This window comes from Micromonospora sp. SH-82 (assembly GCF_051132485.1).
Lineage (GTDB): Bacteria > Actinomycetota > Actinomycetes > Mycobacteriales > Micromonosporaceae > Micromonospora.
Genome location: NZ_CP148049.1, coordinates 2990699 through 3010555 on the forward strand (window position 1 = coordinate 2990699; position 19857 = coordinate 3010555).

At 72.9% G+C, this 19857-nt stretch carries 14 protein-coding genes; 13 read left to right on the forward strand and 1 reads right to left on the reverse strand.

Going from position 1 to position 19857, the window contains the following annotated elements; translation table 11 throughout:
* Positions 1–168 precede the first annotated feature (168 nt).
* Together aspS and WHN02_RS13770 are read left to right on the forward strand one after the other, a co-directional pair.
* On the forward strand, positions 169–1989 hold the full coding sequence (gene aspS / locus WHN02_RS13765; RefSeq protein ID WP_434743678.1) for an aspartate--tRNA ligase: 1821 nt from the start codon (positions 169–171) through the stop codon (positions 1987–1989).
* Between the two features lie 103 nt (positions 1990–2092).
* A complete protein-coding gene (locus WHN02_RS13770; protein ID WP_434743679.1) occupies positions 2093–2905 on the forward strand; it encodes an SDR family oxidoreductase in 813 nt (270 codons plus the stop codon).
* 177 nt (positions 2906–3082) lie between these two features.
* Here WHN02_RS13770 and WHN02_RS13775 read toward each other — a convergent pair whose 3' ends face one another.
* The gene (locus WHN02_RS13775; protein WP_434743680.1) at positions 3083–3829 is read right to left on the reverse strand and encodes a GNAT family N-acetyltransferase; all 747 of its coding nucleotides are present in this window, start codon (positions 3827–3829) and stop codon (positions 3083–3085) included.
* Between the two features lie 149 nt (positions 3830–3978).
* Here WHN02_RS13775 and WHN02_RS13780 point away from each other — a divergent pair, with 149 nt between their 5' ends.
* The 11 genes from WHN02_RS13780 (at position 3979) to WHN02_RS13830 (ending at position 19774) form a co-directional block, all read left to right on the forward strand.
* A complete protein-coding gene (locus WHN02_RS13780) occupies positions 3979–4176 on the forward strand; it encodes a hypothetical protein (RefSeq protein ID WP_434743681.1) in 198 nt (65 codons plus the stop codon).
* A gap of 76 nt (positions 4177–4252) precedes the next feature.
* Complete coding sequence (locus WHN02_RS13785; RefSeq protein ID WP_434743682.1) at positions 4253–5785, forward strand: replication-associated recombination protein A; 1533 nt, start codon at positions 4253–4255, stop codon at positions 5783–5785.
* Positions 5786–8944: 3159 nt separating this feature from the next.
* A complete protein-coding gene (locus WHN02_RS13790; RefSeq protein WP_434743955.1) occupies positions 8945–9553 on the forward strand; it encodes a hypothetical protein in 609 nt (202 codons plus the stop codon).
* Between the two features lie 159 nt (positions 9554–9712).
* A complete protein-coding gene (locus WHN02_RS13795) occupies positions 9713–10207 on the forward strand; it encodes a DUF948 domain-containing protein (RefSeq protein WP_434743683.1) in 495 nt (164 codons plus the stop codon).
* On the forward strand, positions 10204–10509 hold the full coding sequence (locus WHN02_RS13800) for a hypothetical protein (RefSeq protein ID WP_434743684.1): 306 nt from the start codon (positions 10204–10206) through the stop codon (positions 10507–10509). Before WHN02_RS13795 ends, WHN02_RS13800 begins: the two co-directional genes overlap by 4 nt.
* Positions 10506–13184 (forward strand): alanine--tRNA ligase, encoded by a 2679-nt coding sequence (gene alaS, locus WHN02_RS13805; RefSeq protein ID WP_434743685.1) that lies wholly within the window; start codon positions 10506–10508, stop codon positions 13182–13184. The genes WHN02_RS13800 and alaS overlap by 4 nt, the downstream gene beginning before the upstream one ends.
* Positions 13185–13269: 85 nt before the next feature.
* A complete protein-coding gene (ruvX, locus tag WHN02_RS13810) occupies positions 13270–13719 on the forward strand; it encodes a Holliday junction resolvase RuvX (RefSeq protein ID WP_434743686.1) in 450 nt (149 codons plus the stop codon).
* Entirely contained in the window at positions 13716–14930 is a 1215-nt protein-coding gene (mltG, locus tag WHN02_RS13815; protein ID WP_434743687.1) for an endolytic transglycosylase MltG, read from the forward strand. The genes ruvX and mltG overlap by 4 nt, the downstream gene beginning before the upstream one ends.
* Complete coding sequence (locus WHN02_RS13820; RefSeq protein WP_434743688.1) at positions 14930–15778, forward strand: shikimate dehydrogenase; 849 nt, start codon at positions 14930–14932, stop codon at positions 15776–15778. Before mltG ends, WHN02_RS13820 begins: the two co-directional genes overlap by 1 nt.
* A gap of 116 nt (positions 15779–15894) precedes the next feature.
* Positions 15895–17634: a glycosyl hydrolase gene (locus WHN02_RS13825; RefSeq protein ID WP_434743689.1), complete on the forward strand. Its 1740-nt coding sequence runs from the start codon at positions 15895–15897 to the stop codon at positions 17632–17634.
* A 205-nt stretch (positions 17635–17839) separates the two neighbouring features.
* Positions 17840–19774, forward strand: coding sequence for a hypothetical protein (locus WHN02_RS13830; protein WP_434743956.1), 1935 nt, complete (start codon positions 17840–17842; stop codon positions 19772–19774).
* Positions 19775–19857: the final 83 nt, after the last annotated feature.

Here is a 19857-nt window from a genome sequence, read left to right on the forward strand (position 1 = left end):
ACACGGTTCGGGGCGGGTGGCCGGAGACGGAAATGGGATGTCCCGAGTCGGGTGAAGGGTTTGACTGGTGCCCGCCGAGTCCCGTGCGGATGTGCCCGGCTGAGGTGAGAAAAAGGGTGTCCTGACAGAATGCGGGGGCAGCCGTTACACGTGAGGAGACACAAGCCAGTGATCCGTACCCATGACGCCGGCAGCCTGCGCGCGAGCGACGCCGGCACGACGGTGACCCTCGCCGGGTGGGTGGCCCGCCGGCGCGACCACGGCGGTGTCGTCTTCGTCGATCTGCGCGACGCCACCGGCGTGGTCCAGGTGGTGCTCCGGGAGGAGGACGCGCACACGCTGCGCAACGAGTTCTGCGTACGGGTGACCGGCGAGGTCACCGTCCGCCCGGAGGGCAACGAGAACCCCGAGCTGCCGACGGGCCGGATCGAGGTGACCGCCGCCGGACTGGAGGTGCTCTCCGAGGCGGCTCCGCTGCCGCTGCCGGTGGACGACCAGGTCGAGGCCGGTGACGACATCCGCCTGCGCTACCGCTACCTGGACCTGCGCCGCAGCGGCCCGGCCCGGGCGATGCGACTGCGGTCCCGGGCCAACCAGCTCGCCCGGACGGTCCTGCACGAGCGGGATTTCCTGGAGATCGAGACCCCGACGCTGACCCGGTCCACCCCGGAGGGCGCCCGCGACTTCCTGGTGCCGGTCCGGCTCCAGCCCGGCAGCTGGTACGCCCTGCCCCAGTCCCCGCAGCTGTTCAAGCAGCTCCTGATGGTCGGCGGGATGGAGCGGTACTACCAGATCGCCCGCTGTTACCGGGACGAGGACTTCCGCGCCGACCGGCAGCCGGAGTTCACCCAGCTCGACGTCGAGATGTCCTTCGTCACCGAGGACGACGTCATCGACCTCGGTGAGGCGATCGTGTCGACCCTGTGGAAGGAGCTGGCCGACTTCGAGATCCCCCGCCCGATCCCCCGGCTCACCTGGCACGACGCGATGGCCCGGTACGGGTCGGACAAGCCGGACCTGCGCTACGGCGTGGAGCTGACCGAGCTGACCGAGTACCTGCGCGGCACCGAGTTCCGGGTCTTCGCCGCCGCGATCGCCGCCGGTGGGTACGTCGGCGCGGTGGTCATGCCCGGCGGCGCCGCCCAGACCCGCAAGGAACTCGACGGCTGGCAGGACTGGGCCAAGGCGCGCGGGGCGAAGGGGCTGGCGTACGTGGTGCTCGACGCCCAGACCGGCGCGCCGCGCGGCCCGGTGGCGAAGAACCTCTCCGAGGCGCACCTGGCCGGACTGGCCGACGCTGTCGGCGCCAAGCCGGGCGACGCGATCTTCTTCGCCGCCAACGGGAACACCCGGGAGGCGCAGGAGCTGCTCGGCGCGGCCCGGATCGAGATCGCCAAGCGGGCCGACCTGGTCGACGAGAGCGCCTGGGCGTTCTGCTGGGTGGTCGACGCCCCGATGTTCGAGCGGACCTTCGACGACAAGGGCCGGGAGACGGGGTGGACGGCGGTGCACCACCCGTTCACCTCGCCGAACGCCGAGTGGGTCGACCGCTTCGAGCAGGCCCCGGACCAGGCCCTGGCGTACGCGTACGACATCGTCTGCAACGGCAACGAGATCGGCGGCGGCTCGATCCGTATCCACCGGGGTGACGTGCAGCGTCGCGTCTTCGACGTCCTCGGGATCACTCCCGAGGAGGCGCAGGACAAGTTCGGGTTCCTGCTGGAGGCGTTCAAGTACGGCCCGCCGCCGCACGGCGGGATCGCCTTCGGCTGGGACCGGGTCTGCATGCTCCTGGCCGGGGCGGACTCGATCCGTGAGGTGATCGCGTTCCCCAAGACCCGGGGTGGCTTCGACCCGCTGACCGGCGCGCCGACCCCGGTCACCGCCCAGCAGCGGCTGGAGGCCGGGATCGACGCCAAGCCCAAGCCGCCGGCCGCCGCCCACACCGGCACCGCCGGCCCGGCCGCCCCGGTCGCCGACCCGACCTGACCCACCCGCCCCTCAGATCGCGGTGATCAAGGGGTTTGCGTCACCGGTCGCCCGCCGACGCGACGCAAACCCCTTGGTCACCTGGAAGGTGACGGTGGTGTGGATGCGACTGCTCGTCGTGGGTGCCAGTGGGCACCTTGGAGGGCAGGTGTGTCGGCGGGGACGGGACGCCGGGGTGCAGGTGGTGGGGACGTACCACCGGGGTGGTCCGCCGCCCGGGGTGCCGAGCCACCGGCTGGACGTCACCGACCGCGAGGCCGTCCGCCGACTGGTCACGCAGGTGCGCCCGGACGCCGTGGTGAGCACCCCCTACCGGTACGGGGACTGGACCGTCACCGCCGACGGGGCGGCGCACGTGGCGCTCGCCTGCGCCGAGGTCGGTGCCCGGCTGGTGCACCTGTCCAGTGACGCGCTGCACGCCGGGCGTCCCGAGCCGTACGCCGACCACGAGCCACCCACCCCGATCTTCCCGTACGGCGCTGCCAAGGCGGCGGCCGAGACGGCGGTCAGTGCGGTGGACCCGGGGGCGGTGCTGGTGCGTACCTCGTTGATCCTCGGCGACGCCGACAGCCCGCAGATCCGTCTCTGCCTCGACGCCCTGGCCGGTCGGGCCGCCCTCTACACCGACGAGATCCGCTGCCCGGTCGACGTGGGTGACCTCGCCGACGCCGTCCTGGAACTGGTCGGCACCGATCACGCCGGACCGTTGAACGTGGCCGGCCCGCAACCCGTCAGTCGGGCCGACCTGGGCCGCCTGGTGGCCGGTCGGTTCGGCCTCGACCCGGCCGGGTTGGCGACCACCACCAGCGCCGGGTCCGGCCCGCCACGGCCGGTCGAGGTGCGGCTGGACGTCTCCCGCGCGGTCACCGAGCTGCGGACCCGGCTGCGCGGGGCCGGCGAGGTGCTGGGCGGCTGACCCCCTGCAGGGAAGCGGGCCGGTGACCGCCGCCGGAGCGGGCCGCGCTCCGCCCTCGCCGGGCCGCGCCCCGCCAGGCCGCGCTCTGTCGTCGCCGGGCCGCGCTCAGCTGGGCCGCGCTCAGCCAGGCCGCGCTCCGTCGTCGCCGGGCGGGTTCCGGCCTCGCCGGGGGCGCGTTCAGTCTTCGACGAGCCGGACCGAGCTGCGGGCCACGACGTGCCGGAAACCCAGCCGCTCGTACAGCCGGATCGCACCGACGTTGTCCGTGTACACGCCGAGGGCGACCTGGTCGTACCGGTCGAACAGCCGCCGGGCCATCCCCGCCGTCAGCGCCGCCCCCAGGCCCCGTCCCCGGTGGCCAGGGGCGACGACCAACCCGGCGACGAATCCGATGTCACCCTGGCTCCGGTCCGCCCCGGCGGCGACGAGCCGGTCGCCGTCGCGGATGCCGTACCAGTCGACGATCCGGGGGTCACCCGGCCGGGAGGTGGTGGTGGGGAAGGCGACGTCGATCAGCTCCGTCAGGGAAGGACGGTCGGTTTCGTCGAGCCGAACCACCCGGTCCTGCTCCGTCTGGTCGGGTGGGGGCGCGTCGGCCCACCGGAACTCCCACTGGTCGACCCGGGCCGCGGCGAGCCGACCGGCCAGGGACCCGGGGTCGAGACCGGGCAGGTGCAGCCACTGTCCGGGGTGCACCACACCGGCGGCGACCAGGTCGGCGAAGATCGTCACTGCCGCGTCCGGCGAGCCGACGGCGTTGCCCGTCGGTCCCGGCCCGGGACCGGGCAGCCAGGCCACCGCCCCGCCGCGCCGGTATCCGCGTACCTCGCTGCCCCGCCGCAACCCGTGTCGGGCGTACGGATGGTGACCGGTGGCCTCCAGGAGAGCGGCCCGGCCGGTGAGAACCTGGTCGGTGGTGAGCACGACCGCCAGCCTAGAAGGTCCCCCCGGGGCGCACGGCGGGCGACCGGAACCCCGTCGGGGGCGACGACCGGGTCCAGGATGGAGATTGACGCGCGGACCGTTCGGGTACATCGAGTGCGACCTACTGGTAACCCCCACCGGAGGACCTCATGCTCGCCATCATCGCGGCCGTCGTGTTCGGCTTCGCGCTCCTGCTCGACCTGACCGGCACCACGCTCGGCGCCCCGGACCTGTTCGACTGGAACACCCTGGTGCTGATCGGACTGCTCCTGCTCGCACTGCACCTGGCCGGCGTCGGCAGCCGGGTCGGTGGCTGGTCCCGGGGACGCGGCCGGGGCCGCGGCTGACCGACAGTGATCAACACCGGGTCGGGTCCGCGCCGCGCTTCCGAGCGTACGGACCCGGCCCGGTACTGTTCATCCGATGGAGTCCGACGCCCTCTTCACCCTCGGTGAGCCCACCGGAGCGCCAGGAGCGCCCGGCGGGACCTCCGGTGCGTCGGCGACCGGTGTCGACGGCTTCACCGCGGTGACCGCCGACGCTCCGTTGCCGGTACGGATGCGCCCGACCGGGATCGACGAACTGGTCGGTCAGGACCACCTGCTCGCCCCCGGCGCGCCGTTGCGGCAACTGGTCGGGGGTGTCACGCCGATGTCGGTGATCCTCTGGGGACCGCCGGGCAGCGGGAAGACCACCATCGCCCACCTGGTGGCGCGGGCGACCGACCGGCGTTTCGTCGCGATGTCCGCCCTCTCGGCCGGGGTGAAGGACGTCCGGGCGGTGATCGACACCGCGCGACGGCAGCGCCGCAGCGGCGGCCCGCCGACTGTGCTCTTCATCGACGAGGTGCACCGGTTCAGCAAGACCCAACAGGACTCCCTGCTCGCCGCCGTCGAGGACCGGACCGTCACCCTGCTCGCGGCGACCACCGAGAACCCGTACTTCTCGGTCATCTCGCCATTGCTGTCGCGGTGCGTCCTGCTGACCCTCCAACCGCTCGACGACGCGGCCGTACGCGGCCTGCTGCGTCGGGCGGTCACCGACGACCGTGGCCTGGCCGGCGCGCTGACCCTGCAGACCGAGGCCGAGGAACACCTGGTACGCCTCGCCGCAGGCGACGTCCGCAAGGCGTTGACCGCCCTCGAGGCGGCTGCCGCCTCCGCCACCGCGCTCGGTGCCGACGTCATCGACCTGACCACCGCCGAGCAGGCAGTCGACGTGGCGGCGGTCCGCTACGACCGCGACGGTGACGCCCACTACGACGTGACCAGCGCCTTCATCAAGAGCATGCGGGGCTCGGACGTGGACGCGGCACTGCACTGGCTGGCCCGGATGCTGGTGGCCGGGGAGGACGCCCGGTTCATCGCCCGCCGACTCGTCATCTTCGCCAGCGAGGACGTCGGGATGGCCGACCCGGGTGCGCTGGGGGTGGCCACCGCCGCCGCGCACGCAGTGGAGTACGTCGGCCTGCCGGAGGCTCAGCTGAACCTCGCCCAGGCGGTGATCCACCTGGCCACCGCACCGAAGTCGAACTCGGCCACCACCGCCATCGGGGCCGCGATCGCCGACGTACGGGCCGGTCGGGGCGGTTCGGTGCCGCGCGGTCTGCGCGACGCCCACTACTCCGGGGCCCGAGGGTTGGGCCACGGCACCGGCTACCGGTACCCACACGACGACCACCGGGGCGTCGTCACCCAGCAGTACGTACCTGACGATCTTGTCGGTACCGACTACTACCGTCCGAGCGGACACGGCGCCGAACGTTCCGTCGGCACCCGGTTGCCGTTGCTGCGGCGCATCGTCCGAGGGCTGCCCGGTTCGGTCTCCCGACCGGACGGCGGTGCCGGGACGGAGCGGGCCGGCAGCGCCGCCGAGCAGAACGACAGCCGGTCGGGGACAGCGGTCCCCGACACGGCTCAGGAGGGCGGCGACGCCGTCGGGGAGGGTCAGCAGTGAGATCGCGGGGTTCCGAGCGACCGGAGGACGGCCCGGAGGAGCGGCGTGATCCGCGCGCCAAGGGGCGTCGTTGGGGCCGAGGCAGGGCGGAGGCCGAGCCGGAGCCGGAGTCGGGCGAGGAGTTCGGCTGGATCGACGACCTGCGGACGGCGAAGCAGGAGGGCGGTGATCTCGGACCGGGTGGTGAGCGCAACTTCGGCCCACCCCCACCGGCTGTCCCGCCACCTGCCGGTCCGCCGGGTCCGCCTCCCATGGCCGGTCCCGGTCCCGGTCCCGGTGCCGGGGCTCCCCAGCCGCCGCCCGGTGCACCGGGGCCGGACGGCCACCCGGGGGGCGATCCGTCGGCTCGTCGTCCGGGTGTCGGACCGTCGGGTCCTCCGCGTCGCGGGGGCGTACCGCCGGTGTCGCGTCCGGGCCCGGCTGCGGCCCCCGGTGGCCCCCCCGTCCCGCCCGGGCCACGCCCCGGGGTGGTGCCGGTCGCGGGCACTCGCCCGGCGGGTCCGCCCGTCGCCCCGGCTCCCCACGACGGAGTACGTCCGGAACCGGTGCCGGGCCGCCCGCCGTATCCGCAGGGTGGGCCGCCGCACGACGGCCCTGCCGACCACCCCGGCCAGGTGCCGCCGAGGGTCCCGCCGCCGACGGTCCAGTCGGCTCCGGTCCCTCCCGGAGCCCGCCACCAGCCGGGTCACCCGAACCAGCCGGGCCGCCCGGATCAGCCGGGCCGTCCGAACCAGCCGGGTCAGCCGGGCCGTCCGGGACGCCCGGACCCGTCCGGGCGGCACCCGGAATCGATGTCCGGTCCGCGCCCGAGGCCGGAACAGGCGTCGGGCCCGTCCCTCGGCCGGGGCGCCTCGTCGCCCGGTGACGGGCCGGTCGGCGGGCCCCCGGCGGCGCGAGCCGCAGTGCCTCCCGCCCCCCGTCCGGAGCCCCCACAGGACCAGTCCGGGCCGCACCAGTCTGGGCCGTACCAGGCCGGATCGGGACGGCCGTCGGGACCGCCTCCCGGGCCGCCGCCCCGCCGGGGTGGGCCGGAACCGGGCCGGTCCGATGCAGGTGGCCCCCGGCGTCGACCGGACGGCCCGTGGCCCGGCGCGCCGGTGCCCCCTCGGGAGCCGCACTCCGCCGCCGGCCCGCACCCCTCTGCCGGGCCGCACGCCGCTGGGCCGCACGCCGCCGGCCCGCATCCAGCGGCCGGCTCGCATCCCGCTGGCGGGCCGGACCCGGCCGCCCGAAACCCGGAACCGGGGCCGGCGCCCGGCGGGGCGCGCCCGGAACGGGGTGACGCCGCCGGCACCGCCTCGGCCGCCTGCGGCCCGACCGGTCCCCTCGGCGGGAGAGCCCGCCGAGCGACCCCAGCCCGGTGCGGAGGAGCCGCCGGCACGTCGACCGGTCGGCCGCCGCCGGGCCGCCGAGCCGGCGGAGCCGGAGGCCCCCGGTGCGGAGGCCGCCACCACGGCCTCGCCGTCACCTGCCCCGGGTCACGTGTCGACCCCGGTCCGGCCTGGCGATCCGCCGCCGCAGTCGTATCCGGCCGATGGCCCGCCGCGTACCGGCAGTCGGCCCGAGACGCCGCGCTCGACGCCGGGTGTGCCGCGCCCGGCTGACGGTTCCCCTGCGCCGCGTACCGGCGATCCGGCCGAGGCACCGCGCCTGGGTGCCGTCCCGGACGTGCCGCGCCCGGCCGACGGCCCGCCGGTGCCGCGTTCGGGGAACGCCCCCGAGGTGCCGCTCTCGGGCAACGCGCCGGAGGTCCCGCCTCCGGGTCACGCACCCCAGGTCCCGCCCTCGGGCAACGCGCCGCAGGTGCCGTCGCCGGGGACGACCTCGGCAAGCCGGGCGAGCGCCGGTGGTCCCGGACCGACGCCGGACGTCGACGACTCCGGTCCGCTTCCCGACCGGAGGCCCACCGGCGGATCGGCGGACCCTGCGCAGACCGGTGCCGCTGCACCCGGTGTGCCGCCACGTCGCGGCGGCGGCCGTCGCCGCGCCCCCGAAACCGACGAGGACTCCGGTACGGGACACCGGGGCGCCGCATCCGGCGAGTACCCGCCGGACCGGGTCCCCTCGCTGCGCCCGGCGGGGGAGGAGTCCACGGGTTCCCACTCCGCCCCGACGTCGGACCCCGGTCGGGCCCGACCGGGTGCGCAGCGGCCCTGGCCGGGCGGGACGGACCGGGCGGCGGGACCGGCTCGACCGGGCGTCGACCCGAACCCGGACGGGCGTCCGGTGCACCGTCCCACCTCGGGGCGTGCCGCACCACCCGCCGCCCCCGGCACCGGGCCCAGCGGTGGATACCCGTCGCTGGGGTCGCCCAGTGGTGGTCACCCCACGGTGTCGCCGCCGACGGGTGGCCAGTCGTCGTTGCGGTCGCCCAGTGGTGGTCATCCGACGATGCCGCCGTCGACCGAGGGCCGTCCGTCGGCCCGTCGGCCGGACGGGGCGCGTCCACCGATGCGTCCTCCCACCGGGGAGCAGCCGGTGGTGCCCACGCCCGACGCCGGGCGCGGGTCCGGACCGACCCCGACCGGTGTCGCCACCCCGAGCCCGCCCGGTGGCCCGCAGGCGGGCCGTGCGCCCGCCCCGGAGGGGCCGCCCACCCCCGGCGACGGGGGTACGGGCAACCGGCGACCGGGACGCCCGCCGGGCGAGCCGGAGCACCACGGCCGCGACCAGTCGGATGCCGGTCCGCCGCCACGCCGGCCCGGTCACCCGGAGGGGGACCGTCCGATCGCTGCGGCGGCGGCCGTGCCGCCACCGTCGGCTGCCCGGGCGGCGGCGTCGGTGCGCCCCGTCGACCCGCAGGGCCGAGCCACCCCGCCGCCGCCCCGGGACCCGGGGCGGCCCGAGGCCGGACCCGCGCCGAAGTCCGGCCGTCCGGATGGTCCGCCGCCGCGTCCGGCGACGGGTACGGCCCGGGCCGCCGCTGCCGTGGCGATCCCCGGACCGGCAGTACCTCGACCGGGTGGTCCCGACGCCGGGCCGACCCGTCCGGACCCCCGCCCCGGTCCCGACCGCGACACCGGGCCGGGCGACCTGCCCTCGGGCGACGGACCGTCCGGAGATCCCGTCCACCGGGGCGACCCCGAGGGGAGCGGGGCCGATCCCGACGACGCCGACGAGCGCACCGAACCCCGACGGCGTTCGCCGGGTCGGCGGCGGCTGCGGTTGGCCGTCCTGACCTCGGTGATCGTGGTCATGCTCGGGGCGTTGCCGGCGTACTTCGGCGCGCGGGCGCTCACCGACGACCCGGTCTTCGGGACCCTCGACGCGCTCGACGTGCCCGGGTGGGCGGCGACGCAGACCGTCGACGACGTCAGCGGGAGCCGCTGGTGCCTGCTCGACTGCCGACTGCGGGAACGCACCGCCGACTCCGAGCGTCCACCGGAGGAGACCGCCCAGGTCTACGAGCAGGCCCTGCTCCGCGACGGGTGGCGTCGGTGGGAGGTGGACCGCTGCCCGGACCAGCAGGAGACGGGGACGTACACGTGCTGGCGGCGCGACGAACTCACCCTCGACCTGTGGGTACGCGTCCCGACCTGTGTGCCGCCGCCGGTGGACGGTGAACCGGCGATCGTGCCCGTCCCGGAGCCCGGTGAGGAGCCGCCGGCCGAGTGCTCCGGGGCCTCGGTGACGTTGAAGGTGCGTAACGCCATCGACGACGACCGGACCCGCCCGCTGCCGAGCACCGACCCCTCACTGACCGGTGAGGACCCGTTCCCGACCCTGACCGACGACCCTCTCGGAGAGCTGACCCCCTCACCGTCGTGAGCGGGCATTCATCACTGACGGTAGGGTCTGGGGCTGGTGGGACGTCTGGTCCCACCGGCCCCGTGGGGCCTGCGCGGTCGCGACCGGTGACGGTGCCTGTACCGGTCGTGCACCCGGCGCGGCGTCGAGGCTCGACAATTCTGCCTGAGGAGGACATGCGTGGACTTTGGACAGGCCGCTGCCCTGGTCGCAGCCGGCGCGTTCCTGATGTTGGTGATCGTGCTGGCGGTGCCGATCCTGCGGTTGCGGCACACCGTGGACGCCGCGACCAAGATGATCACTGATCTCAACGAGCAGACCAGCCCGCTGCTGAGCGACGTCAACGTCACCGTCCGCAACGTGAACACCGCTCTGGAGCAGGTGCAGACCTCCCTGGACGGGGTGAACCTGCAGTTGGCGAAGGTCGACACCATGACCAGCCACGCCCAGAACGTCACCGCCAACGTCGCGAACCTTGCCACGGTGGTCTCCGCCGCTGCCGCGAACCCGCTGGTCAAGGTGGCTGCCTTCGGGTTCGGGGTCCGACGGGCCGCCTCCGCCCGCCGGCACGCCGAGAACGAGCGTGAGGTGCGCGACACCATCAAGCAGCAGCGGCGGGCCGCCAAGCGGGCGAACCGGAACTCCGGTGGCCGGGGCGCGGGTGAGCAGGCATGAAGCGGCTGTTCTGGCTGGGTATCGGGGTGGCCGTAGGCGTCCTGGTCGTCCGCAAGGCCACCCAGACCGCGCAGGCCTACACCCCGGCGGGTATCGCCGGTGGGTTGTCGGAATCCGCTGGCAACCTGGTCGAGTCGCTGCGTAGCTTCGTGGAGGACGTCCGGATCGGGATGGCCGAACGCGAGCAGGAGATCCACGAGGCGTTCGCCCGGGGTGAGGCGTTCGACGACCAGTTCGCCGAGCTGCGGGAGGACCCGCGGATCGGGGACGACAGGATCTTTCCCGAGGAGTACCCACGATGAAGACGGCGGAGATCAAGCGGCGGTTCCTGGCGCACTTCGAGGCCCATGGACACGCCGTGGTCCCGTCTGCTCCGCTGCCCGCGATCAGTGATCCGAACCTGTTGTTCATCAACGCCGGCATGGTGCAGTTCGTGCCGTACTTCCTCGGTCAGCAGACGCCGCCGTGGGCGCGGGCGACGAGTGTGCAGAAGTGCATCCGTACGCCGGACATCGACGAGGTCGGCAAGACGAGTCGGCACGGCACGTTCTTCCAGATGAACGGGAACTTCTCCTTCGGGGACTACTTCAAGGCGGGGGCGATCCCGCTCGCCTGGGAGCTGTCGACGAAGCCGGTCGCCGAGGGCGGCTTCGGCCTCGACCCGGAGCGGATCTGGCCGACGGTCTACCTCGACGACGACGAGGCGTACCAGATCTGGCGGGACACCGGGGTGCCGGCGGAGCGGATCGTCCGCCGGGGGAACAAGGACAACTACTGGTCGATGGGGATCCCCGGGCCGGGGGGTCCCTGCTCGGAGATGTTCTACGACAGGGGTCCGGCGTACGGCCGTGAGGGTGGACCCGAGGTCGACGAGGACCGGTACCTGGAGTTCTGGAACCTCGTGTTCATGCAGCACGAGATCACCGACGTGGTCGACAAGGAGACCTTCCGGATCGTCGGTGACCTGCCCAGGAAGAACATCGACACCGGGATGGGGCTGGAGCGGATCGCCTCCATCCTGCAGGGCGTCGACAACCTGTACGAGATCGACGAGGTCCGGCCCATCCTGGCCCGGGCCGCCGAGCTGACCGGCAAGCGGTACGGCGCGAACTCCGGCCAGGTGGCCGCCGAGTCGCACCCGGACGACGTCCGGCTGCGGGTGATCGCCGACCACGTCCGGACCGCCCTGATGCTGATCGGCGACGGGGTCACCCCCGGCAACGAGGGGCGCGGGTACGTCCTGCGTCGGATCATGCGGCGGGCGATCCGGGCGATGCGGCTGCTGGGTTGGCAGGACCGGGCCCTGCCCGAGTTGCTGCCGGTGGCGCGGGACTGCATGTCCCCGTCGTACCCGGAGGTGGCGGTCGAGTTCGACCGGATCTCGCAGTACGCGTACGCGGAGGAGGACGCGTTCCTGTCGACGCTGCGCGCGGGGACGACGATCCTGGACACCGCCATCACCCAGACCAAGTCGGCGGGGAAGGCGGCGATCAGCGGGGACCAGGCGTTCCAGCTGCACGACACCTACGGCTTCCCGATCGACCTGACCCTGGAGATCGCGGCCGAGCAGGGGCTCCAGGTCGACGCCGAGGGCTTCCGTCGGCTGATGGCCGACCAGCGGTCCCGGGCGAAGGCCGACGCGGCGGCCCGCAAGACCGGGCACACCGACCTGTCGGCGTACCGGACGGTGCTGGACACCGGCGGCCCGGTGGAGTTCACCGGCTACACCGAGCTGACCCGGGAGTCCCGGGTCCGGGCGTTGCTCTCCGGTGGCGGCGAGGTCGCCGCGGCGGGCGAGGGGGAGACGGTCGAGCTGGTGCTCGACACCACCCCGTTCTACGCCGAGGGCGGCGGTCAGCAGCCCGACCAGGGGTTGATCACCATCGGGGGCGGGCAGGTCGAGGTCTTCGACGTGCAGCAGCCGGTGCCGGGGCTGATCGTGCACCGGGCCCGGGTGGTCCGGGGCGAGATCCGTGCCGGTGAGGCCGGGTACGCCGAGATCGACGTGACCCGGCGCCGGGCGATCTCCCGGTCGCACACGGCGACGCACCTGGTGCACCAGACCATGCGCAACTTCCTCGGTGAGTCGGCGACCCAGGCCGGTTCGCTGAACGCCCCGGGGCGGCTCCGGTTCGACTTCAACACCCCGACCGGGGTGTCGCCGAGCGTCCTGACCGACGTGGAGCAGCAGGTCAACGAGGTGCTCCAGGCCGACCTGGAGGTGCACGCCTTCGTCACCACGCAGGAGGAGGCCCGCCGGATCGGCGCGATGGCGCTCTTCGGCGAGAAGTACGGCGAGCGGGTCCGGGTCGTCGAGGTCGGCGACTACGCCCGGGAGTTGTGCGGGGGCACCCACGTGTCCCGTTCCGCCCAGCTCGGACTGGTGAAGATCCTCTCCGAGGCGTCCGTCGGTTCCGGGGTGCGCCGGATCGAGGCGCTCGTCGGGATGGACGCCTTCGGGTTCCTGGCCCGCGAGCACCTGCTGGTGGCGCGGCTGGCCGAGCTGTTCCGGGTGCCCGGCGACCAGGTCGCCGACCGGGTCGAGCAGACGGTCACCCAACTGCGGGACGCCGAGAAGGAGCTGGAGAAGCTCCGGGCCCAGCTGGTCCTCGGCGGGGCGGCGGCCCTGGCCGCGCAGGCCCGCGACGTCCGGGGGGTGGCGTACGTCGGCACCGAGGCGCCCGAGGGGGCGGCCGGCAACGACGTGCGGACCCTGGCACAGGAGATCAAGGGTCGGATCGACGCGGCCCGACCGGCGGTGGTGGCCGTGGCGGCCCGTGCCGGCGGCAAGGCCTCCCTGGTGGTGGCCGTGAACGGGGCGGCCCGCTCCCGTGGCCTGGCGGCGAACACCCTGGTCAAGGCGGCCTTCTCCGGCCGTGGCGGGGGTAGCCCCGACCTGGCCCAGGGCGGCGGCCTGCCGGCTGCCGAGGCCCCGAACCTGCTGCTCACCGTCGAGAAGGCGATCGCGGACACGTGATCTGGTCAACTGCCGTCGACCCGGGGTGCACGAGTGGATCTCCGCTCGTGTGGTCCGGGTCGACGTGTCGTAGGGGAGCCGAAGCGTGATCGGGGTACGACTGGGTGTGGACGTCGGTCAGGTACGTGTCGGGGTGTCCCGATCCGACCCGCACGGGGTGCTCGCCACCCCGGTGGCGACCCTGGCGCGGGACCTCACCGCCGATCCCGATGCCGTGCCGACCGACATGGCGGAGCTGAAACGCCTGGTCAGCGAGGCGGAGGCGGTGGAAGTGGTGATCGGGTTGCCGATCAACCTCGCCGGGAAGCACGGTCCGGCGGCGGTGCACGTCAAGGCGTACGCGCAGCGCCTGGCCGATGTGCTGGCACCCGTTCCGGTGGCGTTGACCGACGAGAGGATGTCGACCGTGGTCGCTTCTCGTAGGCTGTCTGAGCGTGGCGTGCGTGGTAAGCGTCAACGTGCGGTGGTCGACCAGGCCGCCGCGGTCGAGATTCTGCAGAGCTGGCTGGACGCGCAGCGGAGGCGGACTTCATGATCGACGATCTGGACCTCGGGTTCGATGAGCAGGAAAAGGGGGAGAAGGGTCGGCACCGGCGTGGCTTCGTCGAGAGACGCAAGAGCACCGGCAAGGGCAAGCGCAAATCGGGCGGGGCGGGCAAGACCGTCGTCGCCGGGCTGGTGGCGCTGCTGCTCCTCGGTGGTATCGGCGGAGGCGCGTTCTACGGCTTCGACCGGGTGTCGAACTACTTCACCACCCCCGACTACGACGGCGCGGGCACCGCTGAGGTGACCGTCGAGATCAAGCAGGGAGCGTTGATCGCCGACATGGCGAACGCCCTGCACGAGGCCGGTGTGGTCAAGAGCCCGAAGGCGTTCGTCAACGCGGCGGCGGACAACTCCCGCAGCACGAACATCCAGCCGGGGACGTACAAGGTCCGCAAGGAGATGAGCGGCGAGAACGCCGTCACCGCCCTGCTCGACCTGAAGAACCGGATCGTCAACGGGCTCACCGTCCCCGAGGGGCGGACCGCCAAGGGCATCTTCAAGCTCCTCTCCGAACAGACCAAGATCCCGGTCAAGGAGTTCGAGGAGGCGGCGAAGGACCCGGAGGCGCTCGGCGTCCCGGAGTGGTGGTTCAAGCGCTCCGACGGCAAGAAGGTCGACAGGTCGATCGAGGGATTTCTCTTCCCCGACACCTACGAGTTGCCGCCGAAGGCCTCCGCCGAGTCGATCCTCCAGACGATGGTCGACCACTTCCTGACCGTCACCGGTGAGTTGGACTTCGCCGACCGGGTGCAGCAGGAGCGCGGTGGGATCAGCCCGTACGAGGCCCTGATCGTGGCGTCTCTGGCCCAGGCCGAGGCGGGCACGAAGGAGGACCTCGGCAAGGTGGCACGGGTCGCCTACAACCGGGTGTACGGGGAGTTCCCCTGCAACTGCCTGGAGATGGACGTCACCGTCAACTACTACTTCGAGTCGATCGGGCAGCAGGGCAAGACCTCCGCCCAGATGACCCAGTCCGACCTCGACAACCCGAAGAACCCGTACAACCGCAAGCTCAAGGGCCTGGTGCCCACCCCGATCAACAACCCGGGCAAGGAAGCTCTCGAAGGGGCGATGGATCCCCCGGAGGGCAAGTGGTACTTCTTCGTGGCCATCGACAAGGAGGGCAACTCCGCCTTCGCCGAGACGTACGAGGAACAGCTGAAGAACGAGGCGAAGGCCAGGGAGGCCGGGGTCCTCTGATGGTTGCCGAACGCCGGGCGGGGGTGATCGGCAAGCCGATCGCCCACTCCCTCTCCCCGGTGATCCACAACGCCGGGTACGCGGCGGCCGGGTTGACCGGCTGGTCGTACACCCGGATCGAGTGTGCCGAGGCCGAGGTCGCCGGCCTGGTCGCCGGTCTCGGCCCGGAGTGGGCCGGGTTGTCGGTGACCATGCCGGGCAAGGAGGCGGCGCTCGCGGTGGCCGACGAGTCCTCGCCGGTCGCCGCCGCCGTCGGTGCCGCGAACACTCTGGTACGCCGACCCGACGGCTCCTGGTACGCCGACAACACCGACGTCGCCGGGATGGTCGAGGTGCTTGTCGCAGCGGGGGTGACCCCGGGTGCCACGGTGACCGTCCTCGGTGCGGGGGGTACCGCACGGGCGGCCCTGGCAGCGGCGGCCCGGCTCGGGGCGACGGCGGTGACGGTGGTGGCCCGCCGGAGGGCGGCGATCGACGAACTCCGGCCGGTCGCCGACGCGCTCGGGCTGACAGTGGTCGGGGCCGGGTGGGACACGGCCGACAGACACTCCGACGTCGACGTGTTGATCTCCACGGTGCCGAAGGGGGTGGTGGATCCGCTCGCCACCGTCCTGCCCCTGCGGTCCGGGGCGGTCTGCTTCGACGCCCTCTACGACCCGTGGCCGACCCCGCTGGCCGCCGCCGCCGAGGCGGCCGGGTGCCGGATCGTCTCCGGGCTCGATCTCCTCCTCGCCCAGGCCGTCGGGCAGTTCGAGCAGTTCACCGGGGTGACCGCCCCGGTGGCGGCGATGGGTGCGGCGCTCGCCGCCGCCCGTCGACGAGCAGCCGGCAACCGCGTCCCCGGGTGACCGACGAGCCTTAACTGTGAGTTAAGACGCGCTTACGCGGCCTTGAGCTACTGATGTCGACGGCCGGTCCTGGCTACGCTGCACTTCGTACCACTGTCGACACAGGGAGTGTTCTCGTGACCAGGCGTGGAGTTCACCGCCTCACCCGGTACGCCGGGTCGCGGCGCAGGGCCACCGTTCTCGGTGTCCTCAGTGTCGGCGTGGTGGCCGGCCTCGTGGCCACCATGATGCCGCTGCTGGCCGACGACGCAGCCGCCGCGGTGGTGGCGGTCGCCGACACCACCGCCACGACGGTGCCGCAGGACGGCGACAACTCCACCAAGACGACCCTGGCGACCTGCCCGGCCCCGTGTGACGGGAACCGGTTCGGCTCCCGGGACGCGATCGTCGGGTTCACCGTCAGCGGGGTCCCGGCCACGGCGGTCAACATCCGGGCCACCCTGCGGGTGCACACCTGGCAGGACGCGGCGGCGACGGTGACCGCGTACGCCTCCGATGTGGACGCCGCCGACCGCCGCCCCGCCCCCGAGCAGCTCGGTGCGGCGCTGGACCGGGTGTCCACGGTGATCAAGGGCTTCAACGAGTGGGACGTCTCCGACCTGGTCCGGGGCAACGGCGACTGGACCGTGGCGTTGGCCCAGTCGGGGTTGGACACCCGGCTGTACTGGGCGTCCCGGGAGAACCGGGATCCCGGACTGCACCCGCGTCTGCTGATCAGCTACGACGTCGGCACGGGTACGCCGTCGGCCACCCCGACCCCGAGCGCCGCCCCGACCACCGCGCCCACCCCGGCGGCACCGAGCCCCACCGTCGAACCCTCGATGTCACCGTCGCCCACCCCGTCGCCCGTACCGGCGACGACCGCCCCGGCCCCGCCCACCAAGACCCCCGACAGCGGGTCCGGTCGGTGTGGGACGGTGTCGGATCTGTTGGTGCCCTCCTGCGGCGCCTGGTGGGGGATGTACTCCCCGGCGTCGGCGGCGACCGGGTGGGACCACGGCAAGGCGGTCACCGACGTGGAGGCCCAGGTCGGACGGCGGTTCGACGTCGTGCACCGCTACCACGACTTCTCCAACGTGGGCAGCAACGGGGCGTTCCCCGACGTGTACCAGCAAGCGCAGATGCGCGAGGGCCGGATCCCCTTCTTCGCCTGGGAGTCCCGGATCTTCTCCTCGGGAACGGTGTTGACCTGGGCTGACGTCTACAGTGGTCGACACGATGCGACGATCGACGCGGTGGCGGGTCGGATCCGGGCCGTCGGGAGCCCGGTGTTCATGGGCTTCGACCACGAGCCGGAGGACGAGCCGGCCAAGGGCAGCGACGCCGACTTCGTCAGGGCCTGGCGGTACGTCCACGACCGCTTCGAGGCGGCCGGTGCGAACAACGCCGTCTGGGTGTGGGTGATGATGGGCTGGTCGGGTCACTACGACAGGTACGCCGGCCTCTACCCCGGTGACCGGTACGTCGACTGGGTGGGCTACGACCCGTACAACTTCCACGTCTGCAACGGCAGCACGGTGTGGAAGAGCCCGCACGACACAGTGGGCGGCTTCTACCGCTGGCTCGACGAGCACCGTCTCGGCGTGGGCAAGCCGAGGATGCTCGCCGAGTTCGGCACGAACCTGCACCCGGGCGACCCGAACGCGAAGCGCCGGTGGTTCGAGGAGTTCCCGGCGGCGCTCAAGGCGCACCCGAAGATCAAGGCGGCGATCTACTTCAACTCGGCCGGTATGACCCGCAAGACCGGCGACTGCGACATGACCATGAACCACAACGCCTCGGCGGTGGCCGGCTTCGCCCAGGCGGGCCGGGACGGTTATCTGCGCCAGCCGACGCCGACCGTGAAACCGCGCTGACCGACCGGCACCGGGGGCGGGCGGATCATGACCGTTCGCCCCGGTGTCGGTAACCGGATTCGCCGACCGCCCAATCGGCGGATTTCCTTTTTCGCTCCACACGGGGGACGCTACCGGGGATCCTTCTCTCCCTCAGTTGGAGTCCAGCGTGCACCTTCCCTCGTTTCGCCGGCGGAACGCCGGATCTCGACGCCTCCCCGCGGCGCTGCTCACCCTGGCCGTCGGAGTGGCGGCGGTAGCCGCCGTACCCGGTCCGGCCGGTGCCGCCGTCGTGCCGGTCCCGGCACCCGCCACACTGGTCTCTGCCGACCCCGCCGATCAGACGCCACACGCCCGCGACGGGGAGACCCGCGCGTTCGCCCAGGTCGGCAACACGGTCTTCGTGGGTGGAAGCTTCACCCAGATCCGCCGCACCGCCACTGCGGCGTGGACCACCCAGCGCTACCTGTTCGCCTACGACCGGACCACCGGGCAGATCTCGACGACCTTCCTGCCGGTGCTCGACGGTGCGGTGAACGCCCTGATCGCCGGTCCCGGTGGGACGGTGATCGTCGGCGGTACGTTCCGCAACGTCAACGGGGTGGCCCGCCGGAACCTGGTCGCCCTCGACCCGAGCACCGGTGCGATCGTCGACAGCTGGGTCGGTCGGTCCGACGGCGGCACCGTGCGGGACCTGGTCCTGCACGGTGACGACCTCTACGTGGCGGGCGCGTTCAACTGGCTCAACGGCACCGCCCACAGTGGCCTCGCGCGGATCGACGCCGCCACCGGTGAGATCGACTCCACGTTCGACGTCAACGCCACCGTCGGACGCCACGACACCTCGTCCTACGTGTGGACGATCGACGTCTCGCCCGACGGGAACACCCTCGTCGTGGGTGGGAACTTCACCCTCCTCAACGGGCTGCCCCGCAACCAGATCGCGCTGGTCGACCTGACCGGGACGCCCAGCGTGATCGACTGGAGCTCCGAGAAGTTCGTGGCCCCGTGCGGGGCGCCGGAGACCTTCGTGCACTACGTGCAGGATGTCCGGTTCGGTGCCGACAGCAGCTGGTTCGTGGTCGGGACCAACGGCGGTTCGGGGTGGCCGGCGGCGTACTGCGACGCCCTGGTCCGGTTCGAGACCGCCGACCGGGGCACCGGCAAGGTCGCCACCTGGGTCAACTACACCGGCAACGACACGATCACCTCGGTGGAGGTGGCCGACGGGGTGGTCTACCTCGGCGGGCACTTCCGGTGGCTGAACAACCCCAACGCCAGCGACCGGGCCGGCAACGGCGCCGTCGACCGGCTCGGGATCGGCGCTGTCAACCCGGCGAACGGGATGCCGTTGAACTGGAACCCGCGTCGGGCCGGCGGCTCGGCGCTGCCCTCGGGTGCGAGCAACTGGGGCTCGTCGGTCCCGGTGATCTGGCGCGGCTCGGACGGGCTCTACTTCGGTCACAACTCCGACGGCATGGGCAACGAGTACCACGGTCGGCTCGGCATGTTCCCGCTGGCCGGCGGTCGGACCGTGACCCCGCGCAACCCGTCCACGGCGGCCACCGGCAACCTGCACCTGCGGACCGCCGACGGCGTCCTGGCGAAGGTTCCCTTCGACGGTGCGGCCCTCGGGACCCCGGCCACCGTCAACCAGCCGAACTGGACCGGTGCCGGTGCCACCTGGCAGGTCAGTGACCGGATCTACTGGTCGCGTACGGTCTCCGGCACCACCACCGGAAGCCGGTTGGACATCTCGCTCTACAACGGCACCACCATCGGCGCCTCGTGGGAGGCCTCCGGCTACAACGCGTGGTACAACGTCGGCGCGTTGACCGGGGCGTTCTTCGTCGACGGTCGGCTCTACTACACCCGTACCGGTGCGAACGGGCTGTACTACAGGTACTTCGAGCCGGACGGCAACTACCTGGGTGCCACCGAGTTCACCGCCCCGACCACCGGTATGACCTGGTCGTCGGTGCGGGGGATGGCCTGGGTGGCTGGCAAGATCGTTTACGGGGCCACCGACGGTACGCTGCGCACGGTGCCGTTCGACCCCACCGCCGCCCAGGTGGTGACGGGTTCGACCGCCACCGTCGTCGCCGCCCCGTCGACCGGTCTGACCTGGTCGCAGCCGGCGATGTTCTTCTCTGTGCAATGAGAAGTCACCGATCGTGACTTTTTCTCGGTAAGTTGAACCACCGGGGGGCCGGCGACGCAGTCTCGTCGCCGGCCCTGCCACGA